This is a genomic window from Streptomyces sp. NBC_00236 (assembly GCF_036195045.1).
Lineage (GTDB): Bacteria > Actinomycetota > Actinomycetes > Streptomycetales > Streptomycetaceae > Streptomyces.
Genome location: NZ_CP108100.1, coordinates 6719064 through 6746062 on the forward strand (window position 1 = coordinate 6719064; position 26999 = coordinate 6746062).

Below are 26999 nucleotides of genomic sequence, written 5' to 3' on the forward strand. Positions count from 1 at the left end.
CTCGTCAGGGAGGCACACCCCCAATGAACGCAATGACGCGACGCATCGTCATAGGCACGGCCGCCGTTTCGATGGCCGTCTCCCTCGCCGCTTGTGGCAAGGCGGGCGACGACAAGAAGGACTCGGCGGACTCGGGCAGCAAGACCAAGATCGGCCTGCTCCTCCCGGAGAACAAGACCGCTCGCTACGAGACGCTGGACAAGCCGCTGTTCATCGAAGCGGTCAAGAAGGACTGCGCGGACTGCGAGGTCGTCTACAACAACGCGGGCGGCGACGTCGGCCAGCAGAAGCAGCAGTTCGAGCAGCAGATCGCCGACGGCATCAAGGTCATCGCGATCTCCTCGGTCGACTCCGAGAAGTCCGCCGGCTGGATCGCCGCCGCGCACAAGAAGGGCGTCAAGGTCGTCGCGTACGACCGCGCCATCGTCGGTGCCGACGCCTACGTCAGCCACGACAACGAGAAGATCGGCAAGCTCCAGGGCCAGGCCGTCCTCGACGCGCTCGGCTCGAAGGCGGCAGGCGCCAACCTCGTCATGATCAACGGTGACGAGAAGGACCCGAACGCCGGCCTGTTCAAGAAGGGCGCCCACGCGTCCCTCGACGGCAAGATCAAGATTGCCTACGAGGCGTCCGGCGAGTGGGACCCGAAGATCGCCGGCGAGAAGATGACCGCCGCGATCTCCTCGGTCGGCAAGGACAAGATCGACGCCGTCTACTCCGCCAACGACGGCATGGCGGGCGGCATCATCACGTCCCTGGACAACGCCGGCATCAAGGACATCCCGGTGGGTGGCCAGGACGCCGAGCTCCCCGGTGTCCAGCGGATCATCGCCGGTACGCAGACCTTCACGATCTACAAGTCGCCGAAGCAGCTCGCCCCGACGGCCGCTCAGTTCGCCGTCAACCTGCTCCAGGGCAAGGACATCGGCGCCCAGGGCAAGACGGACGGCGTTCCCTCCACGCTGCTCGAGCCGACCGTGGTGAACAAGGACAACATCCAGTCCACCGTGGTCAAGGACGGCATCTACCAGGCCTCCGCGATCTGCGTCAAGGACATCGCCGCCAAGTGCACCGCGCTGGGCATCAAGTAGTCCCTCCTCGCGCCAGGGCCAACGGGCCCTGGCGCGTGCGGGTCTGAGCCGCGCCGCACGGCGGGGGTCCGCCCGCCCATGACTGTCCGGCCCCGGTCGGCCCACACCCCGCTGCCGCCCGGGTGCCGGACATTTTCCCCAGTACTTCCAGTACGTCGACGCTGCCCCTCGTGGCGCGGCGTCTCCGCCGGTCAGGCGGCACAGCCCGCCGGTCAGGCGGCACATCCCCGCCGGTCAGGCGGCGAAGGAGATGGTTCACGTGTCACAGACGCCCGTGCTGGCGTTGCGTGGAGTCTTCAAGCGATTCGGAGCGGTCCAGGTCCTCTCCGGTGTCGATCTCGAAGTCCACGCCGGAGAAGTGGTCGCCCTGGTCGGCGACAACGGTGCAGGAAAGTCCACGCTGGTCAAGACGATTGCCGGCGTGCACCCCATCGATGAGGGCGTCATCGAGTGGGAGGGCGAGAAGGTGGACATCAACCGTCCGCACGACGCCCAGAACCTCGGCGTCGCCACCGTCTACCAGGACCTCGCGCTCTGCGACAACCTGGATGTCGTCGCCAACCTCTTCCTCGGTCGCGAGATCAAGAAGGGTGGCGTCCTCGACGAGGTCGCCATGGAGAAGCGGGCACAGGACCTCCTGTCCACGCTCTCCATCCGTATCCCCAGCGTCCGTATCCCGGTTGCCGCGCTCTCCGGCGGCCAGCGCCAGGTCGTGGCCATCGCCCGCGCCCTGGTCGGCAACCCCAAGATCGTGATCCTGGACGAGCCCACCGCGGCCCTCGGCGTCGAGCAGACCGCACAGGTGCTCGACCTGGTGGAGCGGCTGCGCGAGCAGAACCTCGGCGTCATCCTCATCAGCCACAACATGGCCGATGTGAAGGCTGTCGCCGACAAGGTCGCCGTGCTGCGACTCGGCCACAACAACGGCATCTTCCCTGTGGCGACGACCAGCCACGAAGAGATCATCGCCGCGATCACGGGCGCCACGGACAACGCCGTGACCCGCCGCAAGTCCCGCAGCGCGGAGGCATCCAAGTGAGCAAGATCAACGAGACTTCGGCCACGGTCCCGGCCCAGGCGGAGGCCCCCGAGGCTCCCGCGGCAGCCGCCGGCGCAGTCAGGGTCGTCGACCCCCGCCTGCTCATCCGTGAGCAGGGATTCAAGGGCTACTGGACCGAGTTCAAGCGCAAGGTGCGCTCGGGCGAGATCGGCTCGCTGCCTGTCATGGTGGGCCTGATCATCATCGGGATCGTCTTCCAGCTCGAGACCGGCAACTTCCTCACCTCGTACAACCTCGACCAGATCACGCTGTACGCGGCGGGCCCCGGCATCATGGCCGTGGGCATCGTCTTCGTCCTGCTGCTCGGCGAGATCGACCTCGCGGTCGGTTCCGTCGCGGGTCTCGCGGGCGCGATGTGGGCCGTGGTCGGCACGGACATTCCCGACTCCCTCGCCATCGTGGTCGGCATCCTGTCCGGCACGGTCATCGGCGCCTTCCACGGCATCGTCTTCGCCAAGATCGGCGTGCCCGCGTTCGTCGTGACGCTGGCGGGCTTCCTGGGCTGGGCCGGTCTGCAGACCTGGGTGATGGGCGACAAGTCCACCATCACGACCCCGCTCGGCAGCTTCGTCCGCGACCTGACCAGCTACTACTTCGCCGACGTCGCCGCAGCCTACGGTCTCGCCGTGTTCGTGATCATCGCCTTCTACCTCGCGCAGCTGCGCGACTCGCGCCGCCGCAAGGCCGCAGAGCTGCCGCACCGCCCGCAGAGCGAGATCATCCTGCGCACCGTGCTGCTCGCCGTCCTGTGCCTCCTCGCCGCGTACGCGTTCAACCAGGAGCAGGGCCTCCCGCTCTCCCTGGTGATCTTCCTCGCGATCCTGGTCCTCACCGACTTCGTGCTGCGCCGCACCACCTACGGCCGCCAGATCTTCGCGGTCGGCGGCGGCATCGAGGCAGCGCGTCGTGCCGGTATCAACGTGTCCTGGATCCGCATCTCGGTGTTCATGATCTCCGGCACGCTCGGTGCGGTCGGCGGTCTCTTCCTGGCCTCCGCGACCGGTGGCGCCGACCGTTCGCTCGGTGGCGGCAACCAGCTCATGATGTGCATCGCCGCAGCCGTCATCGGCGGTACGTCCCTGTTCGGCGGACGCGGCAAGGTCTGGTCCGCGCTGCTGGGCATCCTGGTCATCCAGTCGATCGTCCAGGGCCTCAACCAGATGAACCTGTCGTCGAACGCGATCCAGTACATGATCACCGGTGGAGTACTCCTCATCGCCGTGATCATCGACTCGGTCTCGCGCAAGACCCAGAAGACCGCAGGCCGCGCGTAGGGTCTTGCGTGTGGATCAGGCCTGATCCACACGAGGGGCCCCGGCCTCACCGGGCCCGGCGGGGCCCGGTGACACGCAACGCCCGACAGTGCCCGACGCCCCTTTCCGGGGCGCCGGGCACTGTCACGTACCGGTCCGGGGTGGGCCGGGACACGCACGCCCGATGTCCGACAGGGCGGGCGGAACATTAGACTCATCGGATCGGCATGCTCGACCAGCACAATCGCAAGGAGGCACGGTGACACAGCCGCGCGAAGCGCGTCAGGCGGTGACGGGCGAGGGATGGGATCTGCTGGCCCGCATCGGCGGACCACGTGACCTGGACCGTCTCGCCCCCGAGCAGCTGGAGCAGCTCGCCGAAGAGATCCGGACCTTCCTCGTCGACGCCGTCTCCAAGACCGGCGGACACCTCGGACCCAACCTGGGTGTGGTCGAGCTGACCATCGCCCTGCACCGGGTCTTCGACTCCCCGAAGGACAAGGTCCTCTTCGACACCGGCCACCAGAGCTATGTGCACAAGCTCCTCACCGGCCGCCAGGACTTCTCGAAGCTCAAGAGCAAGGGGGGCCTCTCCGGCTACCCCTCGCGTGCCGAGTCCGAGCACGACATCATCGAGAACTCGCACGCCTCCACCGTGCTCGGCTGGGCCGACGGCCTCGCCAAGGCCAACGAGGTGCTGGGCAAGGACGACCACGTCGTCGCGGTCATCGGTGACGGCGCCCTCACCGGCGGTATGGCCTGGGAGGCGCTGAACAACATCGCCGCCGCCAAGGACCGGCCCCTCGTCATCGTCGTCAACGACAACGAGCGTTCCTACGCCCCGACCATCGGCGGCCTCGCCAACCACCTGGCGACCCTGCGCACCACGGACGGCTACGAGCGCTTCCTGGCCCGCGGCAAGGACCTCCTGGAGCGCACCCCTGTCGTCGGGAAGCCGCTGTACGAGACGCTGCACGGCGCCAAGAAGGGGCTGAAGGACTTCATCGCCCCGCAGGGCATGTTCGAGGACCTCGGTCTGAAGTACGTCGGCCCGATCGACGGCCACGACCTGGAGGCACTGGAGTCGGCCCTCCAGCGCGCCAAGCGCTTCGGCGGGCCCGTCATCGTGCACTGCCTCACGGAGAAGGGCCGCGGCTACACCCCGGCGCTGCTCGACGAGGCCGACCGCTTCCACGCCGTCGGCAAGATCCACCCCGACACCGGCCTCCCCGTCGCCACCTCCGGCCTCGACTGGACCTCCGTGTTCGGCGAGGAGATGGTCAAGCTCGGCCACGAGCGCGAGGACATCGTCGCGATCACCGCGGCCATGCTCCAGCCGGTCGGCCTGACCAAGTTCGAGAAGGCCTTCCCGGACCGCATCTACGACGTGGGCATCGCCGAGCAGCACGGCGCGGTCTCCGCGGCGGGCCTCGCCACCGGCGGCCTGCACCCGGTCTTCGCGGTGTACGCCACGTTCCTCAACCGCGCCTTCGACCAGGTCCTGATGGACGTCGCCCTGCACAAGTGCGGTGTGACGTTCGTCCTCGACCGGGCCGGAGTCACCGGTACGGACGGCGCCTCGCACAACGGCATGTGGGACATGTCGATCCTCCAGTGCGTGCCGACGCTCCGGATCGCCGCCCCGCGCGACGCCGACCAGGTCCGCGCCCAGCTGCGCGAGGCCGTCGAGGTCGACGACGCCCCGACGGTCGTCCGCTTCTCGAAGGGCGCGGTCGGCCCGTCGGTCAAGGCCGTCTCCACGGTCGGCGGCATGGACGTGCTCCGCGAGCCGGCCGCCGCCCGGCCGGACGTCCTGCTCGTCTCCATCGGGGCGCTCGCCCCGATGTGCCTGGAGATCGCGGATCTGCTCGACGCCCAGGGCATCTCGACCACCGTCGTCGACCCGCGCTGGGTCAAGCCGGTGGACGAGGCCATGGCCCCGCTCGCGGCGAAGCACCGGGTCGTCGTCACCGTCGAGGACAACAGCAGGGCCGGCGGCGTCGGCTCCGCGGTCGCCCAGGCGCTGCGCGACGCCGACGTCGACGTACCGCTGCGCGACTTCGGCATCCCGCCGGTCTTCCTCGACCACGCCTCCCGCAAGGAGGTCATGGCCGAGATCGGGCTGACCGCGCCGGACATCGCCCGCCAGGTCACCGGTCTGGTCGCCAGGCTCGACGGCCGCTACGACACGGACGCGGAGAGCCGCTCCGTGGTGGAGCCGGTCCGGGACTGACCCGGCTGTCGCCGCTCTCCGATTGGGCCGGTCGCCCACCCCGTACGGGTGGTCCGACCGGCCCATTCGCGTGAATTGCGGCCGTACGCGGCGTGCTGCGGGCGTTCAGGGGGTCGGCGGGTCCGAATCATGGCGTACACGACGAGTGCGTGGAGGTACGCCGGTGAGCACCCAGCAGGACCTGCCCCCCAGCGGAGACGGACTGTTCAGGACCAAGACGGTCGAACAGTCGATCCGCGACACCGAGGAGCCGGAGCACGCCCTCAAGAAGTCGCTCTCCGCCCTGGACCTCACGGTCTTCGGAGTGGGCGTCATCATCGGAACCGGAATCTTCGTGCTCACCGGCAAGGTGGCCAAGGAGACGGCGGGTCCCGCCACTGCCATCGCCTTCGTGGTCGCGGGCGTCGTCTGCGCGCTGGCCGCTCTCTGCTATGCGGAATTCGCCTCCACGGTCCCGGTGGCCGGCTCGGCGTACACCTTCTCCTACGCCTCGCTGGGCGAACTCGTCGCCTGGATCATCGGCTGGGACCTGGTCCTGGAATTCGCGCTGGGCACGGCGGTGGTGGCGGTCGGCTGGTCCGGCTACGTCCGTTCCCTGATGGACAACGCCGGCTGGCATCTGCCCGACGCGCTCTCCGGCCCCGATGTGGCGGACGGCTTCGGCTTCGACATCCTCGCCTTCGTCCTGGTGCTGGTGCTGACCGTCATCCTGGTGCTCGGCATGAAGCTCTCCGCCCGGGTCACGACGGTCGTGGTCGCCATCAAGGTGGCGGTCGTCCTGATCGTGATCATCGCGGGGCTGTTCTTCATCGACACCGCGAACTACTCGCCCTTCATCCCCGAGGCCCAGCCCCAGCCCTCCGGATCGGGCCTGGACGCCCCGCTGGTCCAGCTGATCTTCGGCTACGCGCCCACGAACTTCGGCGTCATGGGCATCTTCACCGCCGCCTCGGTCGTCTTCTTCGCCTTCATCGGCTTCGACGTCGTGGCCACGGCCGCCGAGGAGACCAAGCTCCCGCAGCGTGACATGCCCCGCGGAATCATGGCCTCGCTCTTCATCTGCACGGCGCTCTACGTCGCCGTATCGATCGTCGTCACCGGAATGCAGCACTACACCGAGCTTTCCGTGAGCGCCCCGCTCGCCGACGCCTTCAAGGCCGTGGGGCACCCCTTCTACGCGGGCGTCATCAGCTTCGGCGCGGCCGTCGGCCTCACCACGGTCTGCATGATCCTGCTGCTGGGCCAGACCCGGGTGTTCTTCGCGATGAGCCGTGACGGCCTGCTCCCGCGGTTCTTCTCCAAGACCCACCCGCGGTTCCGCACCCCGTACCGCCCGACCATCCTGCTCGGCGTGCTCATCGCGGTCATCGCAGGCTTCACCAGCATCAACGAACTCGCGACGCTGGTGAACATCGGCACGCTCTTCGCCTTCGTGGTCGTCGCCCTGGGCGTCATCGTCCTGCGCCGCACCCGCCCCGACCTCCACCGCGCCTTCCGCACGCCATGGGTTCCGGTGATCCCGATCGTCTCGGTCGCCGCTTCCGTCTGGCTGATGCTCAACCTGCCGGCGGAGACCTGGCTGCGGTTCGGCATCTGGATGGTCATCGGCGTGATCATCTACTTCGCGTACGGACGCGGGCACAGCCGGGTGAACCGCACCCGGGTGTGACGGCTTCGCATATGCGTACGGACGCGGGGGCACAGCCGATGAACCGCCCCCGGGTGTGACGACGACGGCCCCGCCTGCCCGTACGGGCAGGCGGGGCCGTGTGGTCTGTCGCCGCGTCAGCCGCCGGTGGCGGGGGACTTCTTGGCGTCCTCCGGAATGGCGGAGTCCGTGCGGATCGCCTTCCAGAGCGTGTCGGCCTGCGGCTGCGCGGATATCACGCGGTTCGGGTCGATCTTGTCGTAGGCGACGGGGAGCATGATGGTCTCCATCGAGGCCGGGTCGACGCCGTTCATCGAACGGGCGAAGCTGGTCAGCGAGGTGAGCGAGGCGAGACCCTCGTCGGTGGTGAGGGACTTGGTCGCGGAGTTGGCGATCTTGTAGGCGCTGGTCGGACTGCCCAGCAGATCCTGCTTCTTGACCTCGCTGAGGAGCGCGAACAGGAACTGCTGCTGGAGCCCGATGCGTCCGAGGTCACTTCCGTCACCGATGCCGTGCCGGGTGCGTACGTAGGCGAGGGACTGGGTGCCGTCGAGCTTGTGGGGCCCAGCGGTGAGGTCGAGGCCGGAGGACGCGTCGTGGATGTCCTGCGGGACGTCGACGGTGACGCCGCCGATGGCGTCGACGAGACCCTTGAACCCGGCGAAGTTGATCTCCAGGTAATGGTCGATGCGCACGCCGGACATCTTCTCGACGGTCTTGACCACACAGGCCGGACCGACCTGGGAGTAGACGGAGTTGAACATCTTGCGTTCCGCGGAGGGCACCTTGGTCCCGTCGGCCTTGGTGCACTCGGGCCGGGTCACCAGGGTGTCGCGGGGGATGGAGATGGCGACGGCCTTGCTGCGGCCCTCGGGAATGTGCACGACCATCGCGGTGTCGGACCGCGCCCCGCTCACGCTGCCCCCGCCGCCCAGCTCCTTGTTCTCGGCCCCGGCACGCGAGTCCGAGCCGAGGACCAGGAGGTTCTGCCCGCTGGTCGGGAGCTTCTCGGGCCGGTCCTCGCCCAGCGCCTTGTTGATGTCGACGCCCTTGATGTTTCCGTCCAGCTGGCTGTACAGCCAGTAGACCGTGCCGCCGCCCGCGAGCAGGAGGACGAGCAGGACACCGAGGGTGATCTTGAGACCGCGACGGCGCTTGCGCGGGCCTCCTCTGCGTCGTCCGCCGCTCCGGGAAGCCGGACGGCCTTCGTCTGTGCCCTGGGACATGACGTCGTCGCTCATCGTGGTCGAGTCCTCAAATCTCGTGGGCCCCGGTGGGCTGTGGAGTGCGTGGGACTCGGGTGGGGGGTGTGGCCGGTCCGTGTGTGCATGACTGAGCGTGCACTATAGAACAGAGGATCGTACGCACGGGCGTTCCGGCCGTGGAGAGGGCGTCTTCGCGTGGGAGTGCGGAGCGCCGACAACCTGCCGTGGGGCCGCCCGGCGCTGAGCCATATGATGTTGTCGGCCCCGTGCGGGCGCGAGGAAGAACCGGTGAAGTGGAGAGGGTGTTACGGGTCATGCGGAGAAGAGGATCGGACTCCGCGGGCAGCAGGCCCCCTCTCGCGCCGGCCGGACGCCACCAGGTCTCCGGAACGCCGCGCGGACGCTGGATGCCGCTCGGCAAGGACGGCAGGCTCACGCTCTACGCCCGCACGGACGACGGTCTCCTGCGCTGGACGCAGCGGAGCCCGGGCGGGGACCGCTGGGACGGCCCGGACTTCGTGCCGATCGCGGACCTGACGGACCTCACCATCGTCCAGGGAGCCGACTCGTACGTGCACTTCCTCGGGCGGCGTGAGCGCCGGGGCTCCGACGGGCCGAGTGTGGACTTCGTCCACGCCGTCCAGTACCAGACCGGCCGCCCCGTCGCCGAGTGGCGCTCCCTCGGCAACTTCTACCGTGACGCGGAGACGGGCCGGAAGGTCGGTCCGCCGGCCGGGGTCGTCGACGCGAAGGGGACGGTCTTCGTCTTCGTACGGAACGCGGGTCGCGGCCTGCAGATGCGCCGTGAGGGCAAGGGCGGCAAGTGGGAGGCGTGGCAGGACCTCAAGGGTGCCGGACTCGCCGCCGAGATCGTGCCGTCGGTGACCTCGAGCGGGCTCGTCGAGGTCTTCGCGTCCAGCGAGCGAGGGGTGCAGCAGTGGCGTCAGGAGGAGCCGAACGGCAAGCCGCTCATCGCTCCGCCCGTGCCGTTCCACGTTTTCGACGGTTCCGTGACGGCTCTGGAGACGGCACCCGACCGCTTCACGTACTACTGGACCGATACGAACCGGTCTGGGGTCGTCTCCTATCGTGCCGGCGCCTGGCCTGTGCCGGTGGGCGGGCAGCCGGGAGACGGTGCCGTCGTGGCGCTGCGCGCCCCGCTCGACGGTTACGACTGCACGGTTCTCGCCCAGCGCGGGGCCGGCGGCACCCTGCTGATCGGGGTCTGCGGGACCGAGGCGGAGCAGGGTGGCGTCTGGTGGTCGGACAGCGCCGAGGAATGCGTCGGTGATCCCACGCTCGCCCTCGACGGACTCGGCCGCGTCGTCGTGGCGGTTCCCGGGCGGGACGGGGTGCTGTCCGTCGCCCGGCAGGAGCCGGGCCCAGGGCTCACGCTCTCGCCGCGCTGGCAGCGGCTGTGATCTGACGGCACCTTCCGGAGTGCTGGGCGACATCGCTTTGTCGCCGCGCGTTCATGTGCTGTTTCCGTGAATCTGTAAAAGGTTGTACGAATAGTTGGTGGGATTCATCACGGGCATATGTCGGATATATCCACCTCGATAGCTGGACGTTGATCCCTTCTTTATGTGAAGGTTCTGTGACTTGCTCGCTGGGTGAGCGAGTGCGACCGTTCTGTAGGGCGGTTTTAACGGGGATGACAGGTTTCGGTCTCGTGCCGTCCGTCGACCGGGCACGAGGTGGTGCCCGGTCGTGACAGACGCTGGACCGCAGTGGCGTGGGTGGTGGATGCCTCGTGGTCGGTTCCGGGAATCCGGAGGCGGGATCGCTGGTTTCGGCGTACCGGTCCGTGGTGCCGGCAGGCGCGCGGAGGGGCATCGTCCGGAAGGTTCCGGCACCGCTGCGTTCCGTCGTGAAGTCCTCGTTCACCTCCGTCGAGGCGATCCGGTCGGCGACGGTCGTCTGGGCGATGGGCGGACGTCGCAACGCGCCCCGGCACAGCGCCGCGTCCATGCGCCGGGTGGTACGCGTCAAGGGCCGGCACATGCACGCCCTGCTCGTCGACGGCGCCACGGCCTGGGCCGCACGGGCCCGCAATCTGCACATCCTCATCGCCGCGCTGGAGGCCGGGGGGATCGAGTACTTCTGTCTCCGCGGTGCCACGAGCGATGTCCCGACGGTCGCTGTGCCTGCCGGACAGCGCGAGTCGGCAGAGGAGATGCTCCAGATCGCCTTCGATCAGACCCCGGGCTACGTGGGTGCGGCCACCGCGTTGGAATCGGCGATGCGGCCCGGCGAGGACGACAGGTCCTGGCGCCAGCTGCGCAGGCAGGACGCGCTCCGCGTCGCCTGGTATGTCACTGATCCCAGTCAGGAGCTCGTCTTCGGAGCTGATCAGGGGTGCGACCTGGAGTTCTGGGCGGAGGAGCACGGCCGGCTGGTGGCGCCCCGCCCCAACCGGGTGGTCGAGGAGGTGCCGGTCGACGCACCTCGGCACACCGTCCCGCAAGCCCTGTTCGCCCTGGTGCCCGGCGCCTATACGACGGGCAGCGCACAGACCGTGGCCGAATTCACCCAACCCCTGGCCGAGGACCACCTCTTCCCCATCGATGTGGTCTACACCTGGGTCGACGACTCCGACCCCCGATGGAGCGCCGAACGCGACGCCGTCCGCTCAGGGCGCATGGGCGGCCCGCCGCAGACCCTGCACGCACAGGCAGCCAACGACGCGCGCTTCACCAGCCGGGACGAACTGCGCTACTCCCTGCGCTCCCTGCACCAGTACGCACCCTGGGTCCGCACCGTCTACCTGGTCACCGCCGGACAGGTGCCCCGCTGGCTGGACACCGACGCACCGGGCATCCAGGTGGTCGACCACCGCGACATCTTCTCGGACCCCGAGGCGTTGCCCACGTTCAACTCGCATGCCATCGAGAGCCAGCTGCACCACATCGAGGGCCTGTCCGAGCACTTCCTCTACCTCAACGACGATGTGTTCCTCGGCCGCCCGGTCGGCGCCGACCGCTTCTTCCACACCAATGGCCTGACCAAGTTCTTCCAGTCCAAGGCACTCATCCCGAGCGGCCCCGCAGGCAAGGACGACCTGCCGGTGAACGCTGCGGGGAAGAACAGCCGGGCCCTGATCGAGCGGTCCTTCGGCACACGTATCGCACAGAAGATGAAGCACACCCCTCATCCCCTGCGCCGCAGCATCCTCGCCGACATCGAGCTCGTCTACAGCGAGGAGCACCACCGCACGCAGCACTCCCGCTTCCGGTCACCCGACGACGTGCCGATCGCCTCGTCCCTGCACCACTACTACGGCTTCCACACGGGCCGTACGACCTCCGGGAACCTGCGCTATCAGTACATCGACCTCGCCGCAGACCAGGCCCGGCGCCGCCTGAACAGCCTCCTCGCGCATCGGAACTTCGACACGTTCTGCCTGAACGACACCGTCGAGCATCCCGACCCGGAGGCTCAGGAACAGATGGTCAGGAACTTCCTCGACGCGTACTTCCCCGTCCCCAGCCGTTTCGAGCGGGTGGACTCGGACGAGTACCGCAATGCGAACCGGCCGATCCGGTCCCAGAAGGCCGAAATCAGGCGGTGAGCACACCGCTCCTCCTGCCGCAGCTCCCGTCCCCCGTAACGAAAGTGAACCGCGTGTTTGACACCTCCAGCCGAGAAACGGCTGGCGAGACCTCCATGGGCACCGGCCCTCGCCCGGAGCCCGCACCTGCGCAGCTGCGCAGGGGCCGCACGGAACGGCAGGTCGTCGTGGACATGCACAAGCGTGTCGCGCTGGTGCACGACCGGCTCACGCCGCTTGCCGCGCGGGAGTTGAACAACCTGGAAGTCCGGCGCGCGCTGGAAGCCGAGGGGATCGACTGGTTCGCGGTGCCGGGACTGGACGACACCGCGTCCGCCGTAGGCGTCGACGCTCGTCGACGTCCCCAGGCCTTGGCGGCGCTGCGCGCCCGGCTGTCCCACAGCAAGGGCTACATCGCCCGCCCCAAGGCAGGCATGGCCCCCGGCGACGGTGCGTGGGAGGGTTCCTCGGCCAAGACCTGGGAGCGGGCGAACGGCCTGTCCGTCGTGCGCGCCTTCTGGTTCCGCACCACGCAGGAGGGGCACCTGACGCACGGTGCCGACACGGGCTGTGACATCGAGTTCTGGGAGCCCGGGGAGAGCGTGCCCGGCCAGGGAGTCGACCGCCTGGTCGCCCCCCGCCGCAACCGCGCCAGCGAGCACGTCTTCCTCGGGCACGAGCAGCTCGTCGTCCCCGGGGAACAGATGACCAGGCTCGTGGGGCGGGCCCACGGGTCCGAAGTGCCGCAGCTGCGGCCGACCCGCACCCGTCCGGAACTGGACATCCCCTTCCCCGACGAGCACCCCTTCCCCATCGACGTCGTGTACACCTGGGTGGACGGCGACGACCCGGCCTGGCAGCGGCGCCGCGCCGAAAGCCGAGGCGAGGTCTTCCACGCGGAGGCGGCAAGCCTGGCCCGCTATGTCTCTCGTGACGAGCTGAAGTACAGCCTTCGCTCCGTGCGGATGTTCATGCCGTGGGTGCGGAACATTTACATCGTCACCGACCAGCAGACCCCCCACTGGTGGGCGGCCGGTGACGGCAGGGCACGCGTGGTGGACCACCGGGAGATCTTCGACGATCCCTCCCACCTGCCCACCTTCAACAGTCATGCGATCGAGTCCAGGCTGCACCACATCCCGGGACTGTCGCGCCACTTCGTCTACTTCAACGACGACATGTTCATCGGGCGAACTCTCACCCCTTCCGCGTTCTTCCACCCGAACGGCATCGCCAAGTTCTTTCCGTCCCCGGCACAGGTCCCCCACGGCCCCCCGGAGCCCGACGAGGTGCCCACCTCGGTCGCCGCGAAGAACAACCGACGGCTCATCCAGCAGCGGTTCGGCCGCACGCTCGTACAGAAGATGAAGCACGTTCCGTACGCGCTCAACCGGGACATCCTCGCCGCCATCGAACGGGATTTCCCCGAAGACCACCGCCGTACCTCCGCCAGTCCCGTGCGGAGCGTCACCGACCTGTCCATAGCCTCCTCGCTGCACCACTACTACAGCTACTACTCCGGGTGCAGCCTGCCCGGCGACCTCAGGTACGGATACTTCGCGCTGGACGATCCCGAGCTGGAGCACAAGCTGCAACTGCTGCTGCTGCGCCGGGACAGGGACACCTTCTGCCTCAACGACTCCGCGAGCGACCCCGCCGAGATCGAGCACCAGAGCCAGCTTCTCCACCGATTCCTCGAGGACTTCTACCCGGTGCCGAGCCCGTACGAGAAGACGGGGTCCTGAGCCGTGAACATCGAGATCCTGGTCCACACCCTGGCCACCGATTCCCTTGGCGCGCGGGCGGCCGCCCGGCTCGCCCAGTCCCTCGTCGCCAGGCACCGTGTCACCGTCGTCACCGTGCGCGGCGCCGCCGCACCGAATCCGGCACTGAGGCTGCCGGCGAACATCGACGTCCTGGCTCTGGCGCCCTCGGTCGCTGCCGGCGACCGGGACGACGACGAGACCTCCCAGCTCGTCATCGCCGGCGACCCCGAGTTCCGGCGTTACAACCGCGCCGACGACGGAAGGCTCCGCAAGCACCTGTCCGCGAGCGAAGCCGACGTGGTGATCGCCCTCAGCTCCGCGCTCGGTGCCGCCCTGGCTCAGTGCCGCGTACCCCACGCGCGGCGCATCGCCCGCCAGCCGGTTCCTGTCGAGCGGCTCCCGGAATCGGTGCGCGCCCGCTGGACGGAGCTCTACCGCGAACTGGACGCGGTCATCCCGCTCACACAGGGCGACGCCGCCGCCCCCGAGTACCGGGCACTGCACACCGCCGGCGTCGAGGTACGCCACATCGCCGAGCCTGTGCAGCTCGCCGAGAGCCCGGACAAGCCGACGACGGGTGTGGTGATCAGCGCCGGCCGGCTGGTCTCGCACCGGCGCGTCGAGCTGGCGCTGCACGCCTTCGCGCGGACCCGTGAGGCACAACCGGGCTGGCAAATGAGGGTGGTCGGGACCGGTCCGCTACGTCGTGAGATCCGAGAACTGGTCATGGCACTGGGACTCCATGACCATGTGCTGCTGTTCGACCGGGAAGCCGGCGAAGAGGACTTCTACGACGCCGACATCGCTCTACTGACCGCGGAGCGCATGGACAGCGCCCGCCCGGTGGTGGAGGCGCTCGCCCAGGCCACGCCCGTGGTCGCCACGGACGCGCCCTTCGGAGCTCCGGAAGTGCTGGCCGAGGGCCGGTGCGGGCTGCTGGTGCCGGTCGGTGACGTCGATGCCACGGCCCGCGCCCTGGAGCACTACATGGCGGACGAGCGACTGCGCTCCGAGCATCGGGCCCAGGCCCTGCGGACCGCGCAGCCCGCTGGCATGGAGCAGGTCGGCGACGCGTACGAGGAACTGTTCCGGACGGTCAAGGCCGGGGTACGCGGCCGTTGGAGCAAGGGGCGGCGGAAGGGCGGCGGCGCGCCCGCCGAGGAACGCACTCTCCCCACCGCTGACTGCCAGGTGCTGGCGGACGGCGCCTGGGAGATCACCTTGCGAGGAGTGTCCGGCGCCCGCACCGTGCGAGTCAAGGGACAGGGCAAGGGCCGCAAGGAAGTGGTCGACTTCGCCGTCGCGAGCGGCGGGTCACGCGCCCGGATCGACGCCCGCGCGCTGGCCGTGCTGGGCGAAGGCCGCGCCGATCTCTACACGGTGGACGGCAGGGGCAAGGAGAGCCGCCTGCGCTACGGGCTCTGCACGCTGGGCGGGGCACGTGACGTCGGACACCTGAGCGACCTGGACCACTTCCACTGGGTGCTGCCGTACGCGAGCGAAGGCGGCTATCTGCGCCTGCGCATCTGGTCCCGGCAGAACCACGCCGAACTGGTGACCATCGACTACGGCGACACGAGCCTGTGGCTGACAGGCTGGCTGCAGGGGGACTGGCAGCTCGGCGGAGACCTCTTGTTGCTGCTTCGGCGGCGCCAGGAACCTTCACGCACGCTGGCGGCCGGCCGGGTGCGGTTCGAAGGCGGCTGGTTCGGTGCGGAACTGAAGATGGATGAGGCTATGCGGGCCCGGCTGCTCATGCGCGAGAACTGGGACGTGCTGCTGACGGACAGCAGCGGCAGCGAGCCGGTCAGAGTGGCACGCATCGCCGACGACCAGGTGGTGAGACGTGATGTGCAGCGTTTTCCCGAGCTGGTGCAGGAGGAACCGACGGACCTGTTCGGTCCCGATGTCGGCCGTGCCGTCGTCGGACTCCGCCCTTACTTTACGGCGGACAACGAACTCTCGCTCGTAGTGACCGAGCATCACTGACCGCGGCCTTTCACGGACCCCGAGAATCCCGAAGGACACTTGTGCGGATCTCCTTCCTGCTCCACAGCATCGACAATTTCGGCGGAGTGCCGCGGGCGACCAGCAGCCTGGCCTCAGCGCTGGCGGTCCACCACGACGTGGAGATCGTCTCGGTCTTCCGTACGGCGGACCAGCCGTCCTTCAGACCCTCCAGCAGCGTGACCCTGCGCTACCTGGCCGACCGGCGCGAGGGCCAGGTGAAGATCCCTGGCGGCAAGCCGCCCCGGATCATGCCGCGGGAGGACAGTTGGTCCGACCAGTACACCCCGGAAGTCGATGACCTGATCCTCGGTCACCTCGGCAGGAGCGGTGCCGACGTCGTCATCGCTGCCCGGCCCGGGTTCGCCGCGTACTTCATCGCCCATGGACGGCACGGCTACGGGCGCGTGGTCATCGACCACGAGAGCTCGATGGTGCCCTCCCAGGCGCTGCGCGAGCGCACTCTGGAGCTGTACCGCGAGATGGACGGCGTCGTCTGCCTCACCCAGGCCGACATGAACAACTACCAGCGACAGCTGGGCGACCGGGCGCCCCTGCTCGCGGGTATCGGCAACATCGTGCCGCCGCCGGCACGGCATGTCCCGGTGCGCGGACTGCCGTTGATCGCCGCCGCGGGGCGGCTCGTGCCGCTCAAGGGGTTCGACACGCTGATCAACGCGTTCGCCCAGGTGGCACCGCACCACCCGCAGTGGCGGCTGCGCATCTACGGCCGCGGGCCCGAGCAGGCACGGTTGCAGGACCTCGTGCACGCGCACGGGCTCAGCGACGCCGTCCGCCTCATGGGCGCGCTGCCCGACCTCACGGCGGAGTGGGACAAGGCCGCGTTCTCGGTGAGCGCGGCCCGCCGGGAGTCCTTCGGCCTGACCCTGGTGGAGGCCATGCACCACGGGCTTCCTGTTCTCGCCGCCGACGCTCCCTTCGGCCCCGGTGAGATCGTCGTCCCCGGCAGCAACGGCATCCTCGTCCCGATCGGTGACGAGGACGCCCTGGCCCAGGCGATGCGCTACCTCATCGAGCAGCCGGCCGAGCGGGAGAAGCTGTCGCAGGGCGCCTACGCCACAGCCCCGCTCTTCAGCGCCGAGCGCATCGCCTTCCGCTACGACGCGTTCCTGCGGGATGTCGTGGCCTCGGTACCGAAGGAGACCGCCGACCCCACCCCGTCGGTCGTCCCCTCCGGAGTTCCGGCGGAGGTGCTGGTCCGAGGCGACGGTGCGATCGAGGTCCGCGCCGCGCTGCAGCCCGGCGCGGAGCCTCCCGCTCTGTGCGTCACCCCGCGCAGGGGCGAGACGCTGATCAGGCTGGCAGCACTCGGCACGGCTGTGGACGAGGCGACGGGCGTATTGCGGGCGGTGTACGCGGTCCCCGCCGAACCGCCCGTCCTCGCCGAGGGCCGCTACGACATCGACCTGGAGCTGCCGGACGGCCGTCGCACACCGCTCGCCGTGGACGGCGTCCACACCGGTGGCCTGCTGGTCCGCCGGATACCTGCGGGAGGCCCTGCGTACTGGCCCGTTCCCTACCGCACCGCGGACGGCCACCTGTCCGTCTTCGTGCGCCATCGCGTGGAACATGCCGAGGTGCATGCCGTGCTGGTGGGACAGGACGGCTGGCTCATGCGCGGCGCGCTGATCGTTCCGCCGGCCACCGACATCTCCGGGCTGCGGCTGGGCGCCGTGCCCCGTAAGGGAGGAGCCGCGTCCACTGTGGCAGGCCAGGTTTCCGTGGGCCACGACGGTGCGTTCGAGGCGCATCTGCCATTCGCCGGGGTCGTGGCCGCCTCTTCGGGCGGTCATGACGACTGGGACCTGTGGCTGGAGCGTGAACCCGGGCAACCGCGTATCCGCCTCGCGCGCTTCTTCGACGACCTCTTGGAGCGCAAGCGGATCGATGTCTATCCCACTCAGCGTTGGCATCACCCGACGAAGGGCCCGGCCCGCGGAAGGGTCTTCTTCACGCCCGGCAACGAGTTGTCCTTCACGGTCAGCCCGGACAAGGGCTGACACCGCCCCCGAACCCTGCTCTGTCGCATCGTCATATCAGTAACCCGCTGGAGCGCACGTTCATGCCTACGCACCACCGCCGCACCCGCAAGGCCGTCATCCCGGCCGCGGGTCTTGGCACCCGATTCCTCCCCGCGACCAAGGCGACTCCCAAGGAGATGCTCCCGGTCGTGGACCGGCCCGCCATCGAGTACGTGGTGGCGGAGGCCGTACGCAGCGGACTCGATGACGTGCTCATGGTCACCGGCCGCAACAAGCGAGCCCTGGAGGACCACTTCGACCGTGCCTACGAACTGGAGCACCTGCTGGAGCTGAAGGGGGACTCCGGCAAGCTGCGCCAGGTCCGCGAGTCGAGCGAACTGGCCGACGTCCACTACGTGCGGCAGGGCAACCCGCTCGGGCTGGGCCACGCCGTCCTCTGCGCCGAACCGCACGTCGGTGACGCTCCGTTCGCGGTGTTGCTCGGCGACGACCTCATCGACGAGCGCGATCCGCTGCTGGCCAGAATGCTGGAGGTCCAAGAGCAGTACGGCGGCAGCGTCGTGGCGCTGATGGAGGTCGAGGAGGACCGGACACACCTGTACGGATGTGCGGCCGTGGCCCCCTTGGACAACGAGGCGGGCGACGTACTGGCCGTCACCGACCTCGTGGAGAAGCCGGAACCCGGCACCGCGCCCAGCAAACTCGCCGTGATCGGGCGGTACGTCCTCGCCCCGCAGATCTTCGAGATTCTGCGCAAGACCCCGCCGGGTCGCGGCGGCGAGATCCAGCTCACCGACGCCCTCCGTCAGTTGGCCCTCGACCCGGCCCTCGGCGGTCCTGTCCACGCGGTGGTCTTCGGTGGCCGCCGCTACGACACCGGCGACCGCGGCGACTACCTGCGCGCGGTCGTCCGGCTGGCCTGCGAACGTGAGGACCTCGGCCCGGACTTCCGGAGCTGGCTGAAGGAGTTCGTCCGGGAAGACGCTTCCTGACGGGCCCGCTGACCCGGGCCGTACGGGAAGGATCCCGTACCGCCCGGCTGCGAGACGGGACGGCACGGCGCCCACAAGTCCCTCAGGCGACGCTGACGCTCTCGATCATCACGTGGTGGTCCGAGTACGCAGAGTCGGCCACCACGCACCAGAGCCTGGTCTCGCTGCTGAAGAGGTAGTCGATCTTCCCGCCGAATCCGTGCGTCGGCCGCCCCGCTCGTACCGTTCCCGTCTGGTAGCACTCCTGATAGCCCGTGTGCCGGGTCCGGAGGAATAGAGGCCGGCAGGCCACACCCAGGCATCGGTGTTGTTCGGGTCGTCCGGCGGAGGCTGTTGAAGTCTTCGGTGGAGGCAGCCTACGGGCTTGCCGCGCAGGTCAGGGCGCGATGCCCGGTCACCGGATACGCGCACGGGCCGTACGGAAGCGACTTCCGTACGGCCCGGCTGCGCGACAACGAGTGCTACGCGGGAACGCTAGCCACGCCCGGTGCCAGGAACTTCTTCCCGTTCACCCGCTCCGAGACGCCCTCGCGGTCCAGGTACGGAGTGATGCCGCCCAGGTGGAAGGGCCAGCCCGCGCCGGTGATCAGGCAGAGGTCGATGTCCTGGGCCTCGGCGACGACGCCCTCGTCCAGCATCAGGCCGATCTCCTGCGCCACCGCGTCCAGGACGCGGTCACGGGCCTGCTCCTCGGACAGGACGGTGTCGCCCTGCTTCAGGAGCGCGGCGACCTCCGGGTCCAGCTCCGGCTTGCCGGAGTCGTAGACGTAGAAGCCGCGCTTGCCGGCCTTCACCACGGCCGCCAGGTTCTCGGAGACGGTGAAGCGCTCCGGGAAGGCGCGGTTCAGGGTCTCGGAGACGTGCAGGCCGATGGCCGGGCCGACCAGCTCCAGGAGGACCAGCGGGGACATCGGCAGGCCGAGGGGTTCGACGGCCTTCTCGGCGACGGCGACCGGGGTGCCCTCGTCGATGATGTTCTGGATCTCGCCCATGAAGCGGGTCAGGATGCGGTTGACGACGAACGCCGGGGCGTCCTTCACCAGCACCGCGGTCTTCTTCAGCTTCCGCGCGACACCGAAGGCCGTGGCCAGCGAGGCGTCGTCGGTCTGCTCGCCGCGGACGATCTCCAGCAGCGGGAGGATCGCGACCGGGTTGAAGAAGTGGAAGCCGACGACCCGCTCGGGGTTCTTCAGCTTCGACGCCATCTCGGTGACCGAGAGGGACGAGGTGTTGGTGGCGAGGATCGCGTGCGCCGGGGCGACCGCCTCGACCTCCGCGAACACCTGCTGCTTGACACCGATCTCCTCGAAGACGGCCTCGATGATGAAGTCGGCGTCGGAGAAGCCCTCCGCCTTGTCCAGCACACCGGAGACCAGGGCCTTCAGGCGGTTGGCCTTGTCCTGGTTGATGCGGCCCTTGCCGAGCAGCTTCTCGATCTCGGCGTGGACGTAGCCCACGCCCTTGTCGACGCGTGCCTGGTCGATGTCGGTCAGCACGACCGGCACTTCGAGGCGGCGCAGGAACAGCAGGGCGAGCTGGCTGGCCATCAGGCCCGCGCCCACCACGCCGACCTTGGTGACCGGACGGGCCAGGGCCTTGTCCGGGGCACCGGCCGGGCGCTTGGCGCGCTTCTGGACCAGGTTGAAGGAGTAGATCCCGGAGCGCAGCTCGCCGCCCATGATCAGGTCCGCCAGGGCCTGGTCCTCGCGGTCGAAGCCGGCGCCCAGGTCGCCGTCCTTGGCCGCCGCGATGATCTCCAGCGCGCGGTACGCGGCCGGGGCGGCGCCGTGCACCTTGGAGTCGGCGATGGCCTTGCCGCGGGCGACGGCCTGGTCCCAGGCGTCACCGCGGTCGACCTCGGGGCGCTCCACCGTGACTGTGCCGTTGAGCACGTTCGCGGTCCAGATCAGCGACTGCTCCAGGAAGTCCGCACCCTCGAAGAGGGCGTCGGCGATCCCGAGCTCGAAGACCTGCTTGCCCTTGAGCTGACGGTTCTGGTTCAGCGAGTTCTCGATGATGACGGAGACCGCGCGGTCGGCGCCGATCAGGTTCGGCAGCAGTGCGCAGCCGCCCCAGCCGGGGACCAGACCGAGGAAGACCTCGGGCAGCGAGAACGCGGGCAGCGCCTTGGAGACGGTGCGGTACGAGCAGTGCAGACCGACCTCGACACCGCCGCCCATCGCCGCGCCGTTGTAGTACGCGAACGTCGGGACCGCGAGGCCGGACAGCCGGCGGAAGACGTCGTGGCCGCCCTTGCCGATGGCGAGCGCGTCCTTGTGCTCCTTCAGCAGCTCGACGCCCTTGAGGTCGGCGCCGACCGCGAAGATGAACGGCTTGCCGGTGATCCCGATCCCGGTGATCGCACCCTCGGCGGCCTCCTTCTCGACCTGGTCGATCGCGGCGTTCAGGTTCGCCAGCGACTGCGGTCCGAAGGTGGTCGGCTTGGTGTGGTCCAGGCCGTTGTCCAGCGTGATGAGGGCGAAGTTGCCCGCACCGGCCGGAAGGTCCAGGTGGCGGACGTGCGCCTGGGTGACGACCTCGCCGGGGAACAGCTCGGCCGCGCCCTTCAGAAGCTCAGTGGTGGAGCTCACTTGTTGCCTCCGTCGAAATTCGGGTTCTCCCAGATGACCGTGGCGCCCATGCCGAAGCCGACGCACATCGTCGTCAGGCCGTAGCGGACCTCCGGCTGCTCCTCGAACTGGCGGGCCAGCTGGGTCATCAGCCGTACACCGGAGGAGGCCAGCGGGTGGCCGTACGCGATCGCGCCGCCGAACTGGTTGACGCGGGCGTCGTCGTCGGCGATGCCGTAGTGCTCCAGGAAGGCGAGCACCTGCACGGCGAACGCCTCGTTGATCTCGAACAGACCGATGTCCGAGATGGACAGGCCGGCCTTCGACAGGGCCTTCTCGGTGGCCGGGATCGGGCCGTAGCCCATGACCTCCGGCTCGACGCCCGCGAAGGCGTAGGAGACGAGGCGCATCCTGACCGGGAGGCCCAGCTCGCGGGCGACGTCCTCGGCGGCGAGCAGCGAGGCGGTGGCGCCGTCGTTGAGACCAGCGGCGTTACCGGCCGTCACGCGGCCGTGGGCGCGGAACGGGGTCTTCAGACCGGCCAGGGACTCCATCGTGGTGCCCGGACGCATCGGCTCGTCGGCGGTGACCAGGCCCCAGCCCGTCTCACCGGCCTCCGGGTTGGTGCGGCGCACGGAGACCGGCACCAGGTCCTGCTGGATCTTGCCGTTGGCGTACGCCTTGGCGGCCTTCTCCTGCGAACGCACCGCGTACGCGTCGGCGCGCTGCTTGGTGATCGTGGGGTACCGGTCGTGCAGGTTCTCCGCGGTCATGCCCATGAACAGGGCGGACTCGTCGACCAGCTTCTCCGATACGAAGCGCGGGTTCGGGTCCACGCCCTCACCCATGGGGTGGCGGCCCATGTGCTCGACGCCACCGGCGACGACGACGTCGTACGCGCCGAAGGCGATGGAGCCGGCCGTCGAGGTGACGGCGGTCAGGGCGCCCGCACACATGCGGTCGATGGAGTAACCGGGGACGGACTGCGGCAGCCCGGCCAGGATGCCGGCGGTGCGGCCGAGCGTGAGGCCCTGGTCGCCGATCTGGGTGGTCGCGGCGATGGCGACCTCGTCGATCAATGCGGGGTCCAGGTCCGGGTTGCGGCGCAGCAGCTCCCGGATGGCCTTCACGACGAGATCGTCGGCGCGGGTCTCGTGGTAGATGCCCTTCGGGCCCGCTTTGCCGAACGGGGTGCGGACGCCGTCGACGAAGACGACGTCCCGGATGGTACGAGGCACGGTGGCTCTCCTCCAGGGTGCGGGATGGCACTGCTGCGGGGCACGCCCATGAGCGCGCCGCCACCCTCATGCTACTTGCGGGTAACCAGACTGCCCACCCCTTGTGGCGGGAGCGGCGAAGGTCACATGCGCGAAATGGCCCGGACGGCCCCGAAAGGGGGCCGTCCGGGCCATGAAAGAACGAGGCGAGTGGCTGCGGGCCGCGTGAACCTGGCGTGAATACGACCCTGTCACATGCCTTCTCAGGCCTCCGAAGCGAGCGCGCGCAGCAGAATCGGGGACACCTGTTCGATCTGCCAGTGCCGCGCCCCGTATCCGGAGAGCGCACTCTCGACCGTTTCCGGGGTCAGCCTCTTCGGCGGTTCCCAGCAAACCCGGCGCACGGTGTCGGGGGTGATGAGGTTCTCCTGCGGCATGTTCAGCCGCTCCGCGAGCTCGGACACGGCCGTGCGGGCGGCCGACAGCCGGGCCGCGGCGGCCGGGTCCTTGTCCGCCCAGGCGCGGGGAGGCGGCGGTCCGGCCAGCGGCTGGCCGGGCTGCGGGAGCTCCGTCTCGGGCAGTTCCTTGGCCCGGTCCACTGCGGCCTGCCACTGCTCCAGCTGGCGCCGGCCCATGCGGTGGCCGAAGCCGGGCAGTGCGGTCAGCGCGTGGGTGTTGGCGGGGAGCGCGAGGGCGGCCTCCACGATCGCGGCGTCCCCGAGCACCTTGCCGGGCGAGATGTCGCGGCGCTGGGCGATCTGGTCGCGCATGGTCCACAGCTCCCTGACCACTGCCATCTGCCGGCGCCTGCGGACTTTGTGCATGCCGGACGTGCGGCGCCACGGGTCCTGGCGCGGGGGAGCGGGCGGGGCTGCGGCGATGGAGGAGAACTCCTCCTGCGCCCAGTCCAGTTTGCCCTGCCGGTCGAGCTCCTCCTCCAGGGCGTTGCGGAGGTCGATCAGCAGCTCGACGTCGAGTGCCGCGTAGCGCAGCCAGGGGTCGGGCAGCGGGCGGGTCGACCAGTCGACGGCCGAGTGACCCTTCTCCAGGGAGTAGCCGAGCACGCTCTCGACCATCGCGCCGAGGCCGACCCGCGGGAATCCGGCGAGCCGCCCGGCCAGCTCGGTGTCGAAGAGCCCGGTCGGCGTCATCCCTATCTCGCGCAGGCAGGGCAGGTCCTGCGTCGCCGCGTGCAGGATCCACTCGGTGCCGCGCAGTGCCTCGCCGAGCCCGGACAGGTCCGGGCAGCCCACCGGGTCGACGAGCGCGCTGCCCGCGCCCTCGCGGCGCAGCTGTACGAGATAGGCGCGCTGTCCGTACCGATAGCCGGAGGCGCGCTCGGCGTCCACGGCCACCGGGCCCGAGCCCGCGGCGAAGGCGGCGATCACCCCGGCCAGGGCATCGTCGGAGGCCACCACCGGTGGAATGCCCTCGCGAGGTTCGAGCAAGGGGATCGGCGCCGGGGCGACGTCGTCCGGGGGGGCGCCCCCGGTGGTTCGCAGTGAAGTGTCTGCTGCGGTCTCTTGGGCGTCGGTCACGTGTAAAGGGTATCTGTGTATGCGCGGCGCCCGTCGACGGAATGATCCGCCGGCGGGCGCCGATGCATGTAATCCAGCCGGATCCGCATCTCTGCACACCGGCGGGGGTGTCGATTCGTCGGGATTCAGTGGATGATGCCCGTCCGCAGGGCGACGGCGACCATGCCTGCGCGGTCTCCGGTGCCGAGCTTGCGGGCGATTCGGGCGAGGTGGCTCTTGACGGTGAGGGCGGACAGCCCCATGGAGACGCCGATGGCCTTGTTGGACTGCCCTTCGGCGACGAGCCGCAGGACCTCCACCTCGCGGCCGGACAGTTCGCGGTAGCCGCCCGGGTGGCTCGGGGTGCCGGGGGGCCGGCGGTGCATACGGGCGGCGGTGGCGCCGATGGGTGCGACGCCGGGACGGGTGGGATGGCCGATGTTGGTACGGGTGCCGGTGACGACGTAGCCCTTCACGCCGCCCGCGAGGGCGTTGCGCACCGCGCCGATGTCATCGGCGGCGGAGAGGGCGAGGCCGTTCGGCCAGCCGGCGGCTCGGGTTTCGGACAGCAGGGTCAGCCCGGAACCGTCGGGCAGGTGGACGTCGGCTACGCAGATGTCGCGCGGGTTGCCGACGCGGGGGCGGGCCTCCGCGATGGACGACGCCTCGATGACGTCACGTACTCCGAGTGCCCACAGATGGCGGGTGACGGTGGAACGGACGCGCGGGTCGGCCACGACGACCATGGCCGTCGGCTTGTTCGGGCGGTAGGCGACCAGGCTTGCGGGCTGCTCGAGGAGAACGGACACCAGGCCTCCTGGGGAGTGGCGGGACGGGCCGGCTCGGGGATGAAGCCGGGGCGAACCGTGCTTGAAGGGTCATTGACTCCTTCGGCAGCAGACCCCTGCTCCTTTAGGGGAAGATCACGATTTGGTGAGTAACAATTCGGGCAAATAGGACGCGCGATCGATTGTACGAAAAGAGAGCCGGTGGCTGTACGAGGTGGTGTGACGCAGCGTCACGGAACCTGGCGGCCGGTGGCACGCGCGGGGAAGCGGCCTACGACACCTGGGGTCCGCGCCGCTGCGGCAGCGTCACCACCGCCGCGTCCACCGGCTCCGAAGGCGGCAGACCGGCGATCTGGCACAGCAGGTCGCCCCACGCCATCAGATGCGCCGCCGTGTCCGGCACACCGCCGCGGCCCTCGCGCGGGGTCCACGACGCCCGGATCTCGATCTGCGTCGCCGGGCGCCTGGTCGCCAGCTCACCGAAGGAGTGCGAACTCGCCCGGGTGACCGTGCCGCCCGCCTCCCCGTACGACAGGCCGCGCGCCTCCAGCGCACCGGTCAGCCATGACCAGCACACCTCCGGCAGCAGCGGGTCGGAGGCCATCTCCGGCTCCAGTTCGGCGCGCACCAGCGTCACCAGCCGGAAATTGCCCTGCCAGGCCTCGTGCCCGGCCGGGTCGTGGAGCAGGACGAGCCGCCCGTCGGCAAGATCGTCATCGCCGTCGACGACCGCCGCCTCCAGGGCGTACGCGTACGGGGCCAGGCGCTTCGGTGGCCGCGTCGGCTCCACCTCCAGCTCGGTCCGGAGCCGCGCCGAGCGCAGCGCGTCCACCGCCGAACGGAACGCGGGCGGGACGGAACCACCCTCCGCACTGTCCGTGCCGTCAGCACCATCGGATTGATCGGAGAAGTGTCCCTGCGCCGGAGCCATGCGGGGAAGAGTAGGCGGAACCGGAGCCTCACGCGCGGAAGGACACCCGTGCGGGGCAGGGCTCATTCCGCGCGCATGCGAAGATTCGGTGCGTGAGTGCCATTGACCGCCCCTCGGGCCACCAGACGAAGACCTCCGCCACCCAGGACTCGGTGTTCCTGAAGGCGTGCCGCCGCGAGCCCGTGCCGCACACGCCGGTCTGGTTCATGCGCCAGGCGGGGCGCTCGCTGCCGGAGTACCTGAAGGTGCGCGAAGGCATCCCGATGCTCCAGTCCTGCACGATGCCGGAGCTCGTCGCCGAGATCACGATGCAGCCCGTCCGCCGCCACAAGGTCGACGCCGCGGTCTACTACAGCGACATCGTCGTCCCGCTCAAGGCCATCGGCATCGACCTCGACATCAAGCCCGGCGTCGGACCGGTGATCGCCGAGCCGATCCGCACCCGCGCCGACCTCGCCCGGCTGCGCGACCTCACGCCCGAGGACGTCCCGTACGTCACCGAGGCCATCGGCCTGCTCACCGCCGAACTCGGGTCCACCCCGCTGATCGGTTTCGCGGGCGCGCCGTTCACCCTCGCGAGCTACCTCGTGGAGGGCGGCCCGTCCCGCAACCACGAGCACACCAAGGCCCTGATGTACGGCGACCCGGAGCTCTGGGCCGACCTGCTCGACCGCCTCGCCGAGATCACCGGCGCCTTCCTCAAGGTCCAGATCGACGCCGGCGCCTCCGCCGTGCAGCTCTTCGACTCCTGGGTCGGCGCCCTGGCCCCCGCCGACTACCGCCGCTCGGTGCTGCCCGCCTCCGCGAAGGTCTTCGACGCCGTCGCCCCGTACGACGTCCCGCGCATCCACTTCGGTGTCGGCACCGGCGAACTGCTCGGCCTGATGGGCGAGGCCGGCGCGGACGTCGTCGGCGTCGACTGGCGCGTCCCGCTGGACGAGGCCGCGCGCCGCGTCGGTCCCGGCAAGGCGCTCCAGGGCAACCTCGACCCCGCCGTCCTGTTCGCCCCGACCTCCGTCGTGGAGGCCAAGACCCAGGAGGTGCTGGACGCCGCCGCCGGGCTGGAGGGCCACATCTTCAACCTCGGCCACGGTGTAATGCCGAACATGTCCGCGGACGCACTGACCCGCCTCGTCGAGTACGTGCACACCAGCACCGCCCGCTGACA

18 protein-coding genes are annotated in these 26999 nt (G+C 69.5%); 12 read left to right on the top strand and 6 right to left on the bottom strand.

Annotated elements, in window-relative coordinates; translation table 11 throughout:
* The first annotated feature begins 23 nt into the window (after positions 1 to 23).
* The 5 genes from OG446_RS29990 (at position 24) to OG446_RS30010 (ending at position 7306) form a co-directional block, all read left to right on the top strand.
* Positions 24 to 1091: a sugar ABC transporter substrate-binding protein gene (locus OG446_RS29990; RefSeq protein ID WP_389257184.1), complete on the top strand. Its 1068-nt coding sequence runs from the start codon at positions 24 to 26 to the stop codon at positions 1089 to 1091.
* Between the two features lie 250 nt (positions 1092 to 1341).
* Positions 1342 to 2130, top strand: coding sequence for an ATP-binding cassette domain-containing protein (locus OG446_RS29995; RefSeq protein ID WP_250967024.1), 789 nt, complete (start codon positions 1342 to 1344; stop codon positions 2128 to 2130).
* Entirely contained in the window at positions 2127 to 3425 is a 1299-nt protein-coding gene (locus OG446_RS30000) for a sugar ABC transporter permease (protein ID WP_328896930.1), read from the top strand. The genes OG446_RS29995 and OG446_RS30000 overlap by 4 nt, the downstream gene beginning before the upstream one ends.
* 238 nt (positions 3426 to 3663) lie before the next feature.
* Positions 3664 to 5637 (top strand): 1-deoxy-D-xylulose-5-phosphate synthase, encoded by a 1974-nt coding sequence (gene dxs / locus OG446_RS30005; RefSeq protein ID WP_328896931.1) that lies wholly within the window; start codon positions 3664 to 3666, stop codon positions 5635 to 5637.
* A gap of 163 nt (positions 5638 to 5800) precedes the next feature.
* On the top strand, positions 5801 to 7306 hold the full coding sequence (locus OG446_RS30010; RefSeq protein ID WP_328896932.1) for an amino acid permease: 1506 nt from the start codon (positions 5801 to 5803) through the stop codon (positions 7304 to 7306).
* 116 nt (positions 7307 to 7422) lie between these two features.
* Here OG446_RS30010 and OG446_RS30015 read toward each other — a convergent pair whose 3' ends face one another.
* Entirely contained in the window at positions 7423 to 8511 is a 1089-nt protein-coding gene (locus OG446_RS30015) for an LCP family protein (protein ID WP_389257473.1), read from the bottom strand.
* A gap of 293 nt (positions 8512 to 8804) precedes the next feature.
* On the opposite strand from OG446_RS30015, the gene OG446_RS30020 reads away from it, so the two are divergent.
* From OG446_RS30020 to galU, 6 genes are all read left to right on the top strand, one after another.
* Positions 8805 to 9911: a hypothetical protein gene (locus OG446_RS30020; RefSeq protein WP_328896934.1), complete on the top strand. Its 1107-nt coding sequence runs from the start codon at positions 8805 to 8807 to the stop codon at positions 9909 to 9911.
* A 332-nt stretch (positions 9912 to 10243) separates the two neighbouring features.
* Positions 10244 to 12061 carry a stealth family protein gene (locus OG446_RS30025; RefSeq protein WP_328896935.1) on the top strand — a complete coding sequence of 606 codons (1818 nt, stop codon included), beginning with the start codon at positions 10244 to 10246 and terminating at the stop codon, positions 12059 to 12061.
* A gap of 95 nt (positions 12062 to 12156) precedes the next feature.
* Positions 12157 to 13785: a stealth family protein gene (locus OG446_RS30030; RefSeq protein ID WP_328896936.1), complete on the top strand. Its 1629-nt coding sequence runs from the start codon at positions 12157 to 12159 to the stop codon at positions 13783 to 13785.
* Between the two features lie 3 nt (positions 13786 to 13788).
* Complete coding sequence (locus OG446_RS30035; protein WP_328896937.1) at positions 13789 to 15795, top strand: glycosyltransferase; 2007 nt, start codon at positions 13789 to 13791, stop codon at positions 15793 to 15795.
* 41 nt (positions 15796 to 15836) lie between these two features.
* Positions 15837 to 17834: a glycosyltransferase gene (locus OG446_RS30040; protein ID WP_328896938.1), complete on the top strand. Its 1998-nt coding sequence runs from the start codon at positions 15837 to 15839 to the stop codon at positions 17832 to 17834.
* A gap of 62 nt (positions 17835 to 17896) precedes the next feature.
* Complete coding sequence (gene galU / locus OG446_RS30045; RefSeq protein ID WP_328896939.1) at positions 17897 to 18808, top strand: UTP--glucose-1-phosphate uridylyltransferase GalU; 912 nt, start codon at positions 17897 to 17899, stop codon at positions 18806 to 18808.
* A 461-nt stretch (positions 18809 to 19269) separates the two neighbouring features.
* Here galU and OG446_RS30050 read toward each other — a convergent pair whose 3' ends face one another.
* From OG446_RS30050 to OG446_RS30070, 5 genes are all read right to left on the bottom strand, one after another.
* Positions 19270 to 21399: a 3-hydroxyacyl-CoA dehydrogenase NAD-binding domain-containing protein gene (locus tag OG446_RS30050; protein ID WP_328896940.1), complete on the bottom strand. Its 2130-nt coding sequence runs from the start codon at positions 21397 to 21399 to the stop codon at positions 19270 to 19272.
* Complete coding sequence (locus OG446_RS30055; protein WP_328896941.1) at positions 21396 to 22616, bottom strand: thiolase family protein; 1221 nt, start codon at positions 22614 to 22616, stop codon at positions 21396 to 21398. Before OG446_RS30055 ends, OG446_RS30050 begins: the two co-directional genes overlap by 4 nt.
* Before the next feature lie 242 nt (positions 22617 to 22858).
* Complete coding sequence (locus tag OG446_RS30060) at positions 22859 to 24133, bottom strand: ribonuclease D (protein WP_328896942.1); 1275 nt, start codon at positions 24131 to 24133, stop codon at positions 22859 to 22861.
* A 125-nt stretch (positions 24134 to 24258) separates the two neighbouring features.
* Positions 24259 to 24921, bottom strand: coding sequence for a helix-turn-helix transcriptional regulator (locus OG446_RS30065; protein ID WP_093899280.1), 663 nt, complete (start codon positions 24919 to 24921; stop codon positions 24259 to 24261).
* 250 nt (positions 24922 to 25171) lie between these two features.
* Positions 25172 to 25831 carry a DUF3000 domain-containing protein gene (locus tag OG446_RS30070; RefSeq protein WP_328896943.1) on the bottom strand — a complete coding sequence of 220 codons (660 nt, stop codon included), beginning with the start codon at positions 25829 to 25831 and terminating at the stop codon, positions 25172 to 25174.
* A gap of 92 nt (positions 25832 to 25923) precedes the next feature.
* On the opposite strand from OG446_RS30070, the gene hemE reads away from it, so the two are divergent.
* Complete coding sequence (hemE, locus tag OG446_RS30075) at positions 25924 to 26997, top strand: uroporphyrinogen decarboxylase (RefSeq protein WP_328896944.1); 1074 nt, start codon at positions 25924 to 25926, stop codon at positions 26995 to 26997.
* The last annotated feature ends 2 nt before the right edge of the window (positions 26998 to 26999 follow it).

Bases quoted from the DNA above. Each gene is read 5' to 3' on its own strand.
- OG446_RS30020 (WP_328896934.1), top strand. From the start codon at position 8,805: ATGCGGAGAAGAGGATCGGACTCCGCGGGCAGCAGGCCCCCTCTCGCG.
- galU (WP_328896939.1), top strand. From the start codon at position 17,897: ATGCCTACGCACCACCGCCGCACCCGCAAGGCCGTCATCCCGGCCGCG.
- OG446_RS30015 (WP_389257473.1), bottom strand. From the start codon at position 8,511: ATGTCCCAGGGCACAGACGAAGGCCGTCCGGCTTCCCGGAGCGGCGGA.
- OG446_RS30030 (WP_328896936.1), top strand. From the start codon at position 12,157: ATGGGCACCGGCCCTCGCCCGGAGCCCGCACCTGCGCAGCTGCGCAGG.
- OG446_RS29995 (WP_250967024.1), top strand. From the start codon at position 1,342: ATGGTTCACGTGTCACAGACGCCCGTGCTGGCGTTGCGTGGAGTCTTC.
- OG446_RS29990 (WP_389257184.1), top strand. From the start codon at position 24: ATGAACGCAATGACGCGACGCATCGTCATAGGCACGGCCGCCGTTTCG.
- OG446_RS30070 (WP_328896943.1), bottom strand. From the start codon at position 25,831: ATGGCTCCGGCGCAGGGACACTTCTCCGATCAATCCGATGGTGCTGAC.